Genomic DNA, 3,589 nt, shown 5'->3' on the forward strand with positions numbered 1-3,589 from the left:
CGCGCCAGCTCGGCCGGGTCCAGCGCGATGCCGTGGGTCTTGGCCGCCGCCTGGATGTCGGCGTGGCGCTGCTCGGGGATGGCGTTACGGCGTTTCCAGCCCTGCACCGTGGTCACCGGCACGGTCAGTTTCGCCGCCATCGGGCGGATGCCGCCGAAGGCCTCGATGATGCGCTCGGTCGCGGTCAGCGCCTCACCGGTCTCGCTCTGGGGCGGCAGCACCTCGTCGGCCGGAACCGGAGGTGGCACCACATCCGCGGGGCTGTCCGGCGCAGAGTCCGGCTGAACCGGGGCGGTGGCCGACACATCGTCCGGCTGCTGGGGCTCGGCACGGCGCGCCGCTGCTTCGCCTGGCTTGTCGGGAGTCGGGTCCATACCGTTCGCCGTCCTCGTCTCTTGCTCAGCGGGAAAATCGGAAAGCCGCGCCAGAAGCGACGGCGAATCCGGCCTGTCCGCGATTCGCACCGCCTGCCAGCGCAACGGCTCCAGCGCCTGGGCGACGGCCGGGCTCAGGCAGACCGCCGTCAGTCCGGCGAGGCGATGGGTGAGATCCACCCGGGCCGCGAGGGTAGCAAAGACCTTCGCGGTGCGGGGAGAGAAAAACACCACGCCCGCCAGCCGCGGGTCGGCCAGGGCCGCCTCCGCCGCCGGAGGCAGCACCGCAACGGGCCGGGCGCGGTACAGCACCACCCGCCGCAGGGTGAATCCGTCGGGGGCCAGCAGGGCCGGCAGGTCGCGCGCCACATCCTCGCCGGAGGGGTGCAGCAGCACGCCGCCGGCCGGGTCCAGCCTGGCGCGGGCCAGGGCGGCCAGGTCTTCGCCGTCGCCGGCGGCGCTGGCCACGTCGCGGAATCCAAGGGCGCGGGCCAGCTCGGCCGTGGCGTCGCCGACCGCCAGTACCGGCAGGTCGCGCCGCGCCACCCGCCGGGCGAAGGCGTCGAGGCCGTTGCGGCTGGTGGCCAGCACAGCCTGCACGTCGTCCAGCGCGATCGGGCCGGGGTCGACCGGCTCGATCTCCAGGATCGGCGCAATCACCGGGTCGAGGCCGCGGTCGCGCATCGCGTCGGCGAAGCGCTCGGCCTCCTCGCGCGGCCGGGTGACGAGCCAGCGCGTCATGGGGCGATACCCATCATCCCGCCAGGAAGCCCGGGCCGATCCGGCCGCGCAGGGTGGCGCCGGCCGCGGCGCCCAGCTGCGCCGCCTCGGCCCGGGGGCCGCTGCGCCGGTCCTCATGCATCTCGCTGCCGTCGGGCAGGGCGACGCGGGAGGTCAGGGTCAGGATGTCGCCGGGGCCCAGCTCGGCCAGCGCCGCGATCGGGGTGCGGCAGCTGCCCTCCAGCGCGGTCAGCAGCGCCCGCTCTGCTGCCACCCGGTCGCCGGTGTCGCGGTCGTGCAGGGCGGCCAGCAGGGCGTGCACCTTCGGATCATCGGCGCGGCATTCGATGCCGATCGCGCCCTGGGCCACGGCCGGCAGCATCTCCGCCGGCTCCAGCACGGCCGAGACCCGGTCGGCCCGGCCCAGCCGCTTCAGCCCGGCCAGGGCCAGCAGGGTGGCGTCGACCGCGCCGGCGTCCAGCTTGGCCAGCCGGGTGTCGACATTGCCGCGGAACGGCACGATGCGCAGGTCGGGGCGCAGCGCCAGCAGCTGCGCCTGGCGACGCAGGCTGGAGGTGCCGACCACGGCGCCCTGCGGCAGCGCCGCGATGCTGTCGATGCCGGCCCGGGCGAACAGCGCGTCGCGCGGGTCCTCGCGCGGCAGCAGGGCGCCGATGACGAGGCCGTCCGGCAGCGCCGTCGGCATGTCCTTCATCGAATGGACGGCGAGGTCCAGGCTGCCATCCAGCAGCCCGTCCTCGATCTCCTTGGTGAACAGCCCCTTGCCGCCGATCTCGGACAGCGCCCGGTCCTGCACCCGGTCGCCGGTGGTGCGAATCGCGACGATCTCGACCGCGCCGGGCGCGGCCAGTTCGGGATGCGCGGCGGCCAGGCGCCGGCGCGTCTCTTCGGCCTGGACGAGGGCAAGCGGGCTGCCGCGCGTGCCGATGCGGAGAACGTTGGTCATGACCGCGACTTCTAGAAGGCCGCGGCCCGGGGGGCAAGCCGCGCCGGACCGGTTGCGGCGACGTGGCCGGCCAGCGACTCGTATCGCCGGGGCCAGGGCCCGGATCGAGTTCGCCAAAACGCACTGGCCGGCGTAACCTGAAGTATGGGTAATGCAGGGATCACGCCACCAGAACGGCCCAACGATCCGGCCCGAAAGGACCAGGATCGCGAGATGCTTCGCAAAGCACTGCTCATCGGCGCCGAGTCTCCGCTGACCGCCCCGATAGATGCAGCTTATTTCGAAGCCTTGCGTGAACGGGTGCGCAGGGCGATGGAGGGCCTTGACCGGGCATAGAGATCGAGGGGTCCTTCCGTCATCCCGCCGGACCGCCTATATCGGGCCGATCATGATCGTGCTCGGCATCGAGACCTCCTGCGACGAGACGGCGGCGGCCCTGGTCGATGACCACAGGCGCATCCTGGCCAATGTCGTGCTCAGCCAGATCGAGGACCACGCCCCCTATGGCGGCGTGGTGCCCGAGGTGGCGGCGCGCGCCCATCTGGCCCATCTCGACGGCATCATCCGCCAGGCGCTGGCCGAGGCCGGCACCGGGCTCGACGCGGTCGACGGCATCGCCGTCACCGCGGGCCCGGGGCTGATCGGCGGCGTCGCCGTCGGGGTGATGACGGCCAAGGGCATCGCCGCCGCCCGCGGCCTGCCGTTCCTTGGCGTCAACCACCTGGAAGGCCACGCTTTGACGGCGCGGCTGACCGACGGCATCGAATTCCCCTATCTGCTGCTGCTGGTCTCCGGCGGCCATTGCCAGCTGCTCTGCGTCGACGGGGTCGGCCGCTACCGGCGCTGGGGCACGACGATCGACGACGCGGTGGGCGAGGCCTTCGACAAGGTCGCCAAGATGCTCGGCCTCGGCCACCCCGGCGGCCCCCTGGTCGAAGCCGCCGCCCGCGGCGGCGATCCCAGGCGCTTCGCCCTGCCGCGGCCGATGATCGGCCGGCCGGATTGCAACTTCTCCTTCTCCGGCCTCAAGACCGCGGTGCGCCGCGCCGTCACGGCGTTGCCGCAGCCGCTGGCCGCGCAGGACGTCGCCGATCTCTGCGCCGGCTTCCAGGACTCGGTCGCCGCGTCGCTGGCCGACCGGGCCAAGCGCGCCATCGCGATGTTTCACGTGGAACATTCCGGGAACGGAGCCTTCGTGGTGGCCGGCGGAGTCGCCGCCAACCAGACATTGCGCGCCCGCCTGTCCGCGGTGGCGGAGGCCGCCGGAATGCGCTTCATCGCGCCGCCCCTGAAGCTGTGCACCGACAACGGCGCGATGATCGCCTGGGCCGGGCTGGAGCGGCTGCGCCTCGGCCTGGTCGACGGGCTGGACTGCGCGCCGCGGCCACGCTGGCCGCTGGACCCGACCGCCGCCGCCGCGATCGGCGCCGGGGTGAAGGCGTGACCCGCCCGGGGATCGCCGTGATCGGCGCCGGCGCCTGGGGCACGGCGCTGGCGCAGAGCTTCGCCGGGGCCGGCCACCCCGTGG

General features: G+C 73.8%; 3 protein-coding genes. 1 reads left to right on the forward strand and 2 read right to left on the reverse strand.

All coding sequences use genetic code 11. The features are described from left to right. A partial coding sequence (locus AC3XYG_RS10360; RefSeq protein ID WP_489139747.1) for a uroporphyrinogen-III synthase occupies positions 1–1,115 on the reverse strand: 1,115 nt, incomplete at its 3' end. 13 nt (positions 1,116–1,128) lie between these two features. Further along, positions 1,129–2,061, reverse strand: a complete 933-nt coding sequence (hemC, locus tag AC3XYG_RS10365; RefSeq protein WP_489139748.1) for a hydroxymethylbilane synthase — start codon at positions 2,059–2,061, stop codon at positions 1,129–1,131. A 388-nt stretch (positions 2,062–2,449) separates the two neighbouring features. Between hemC and tsaD the strand changes: the two genes are divergently transcribed. Beyond that, entirely contained in the window at positions 2,450–3,505 is a 1,056-nt protein-coding gene (gene tsaD / locus AC3XYG_RS10370; RefSeq protein ID WP_489139749.1) for a tRNA (adenosine(37)-N6)-threonylcarbamoyltransferase complex transferase subunit TsaD, read from the forward strand. The last annotated feature ends 84 nt before the right edge of the window (positions 3,506–3,589 follow it).

It is taken from the genome of Inquilinus sp. (genome assembly GCF_057815775.1).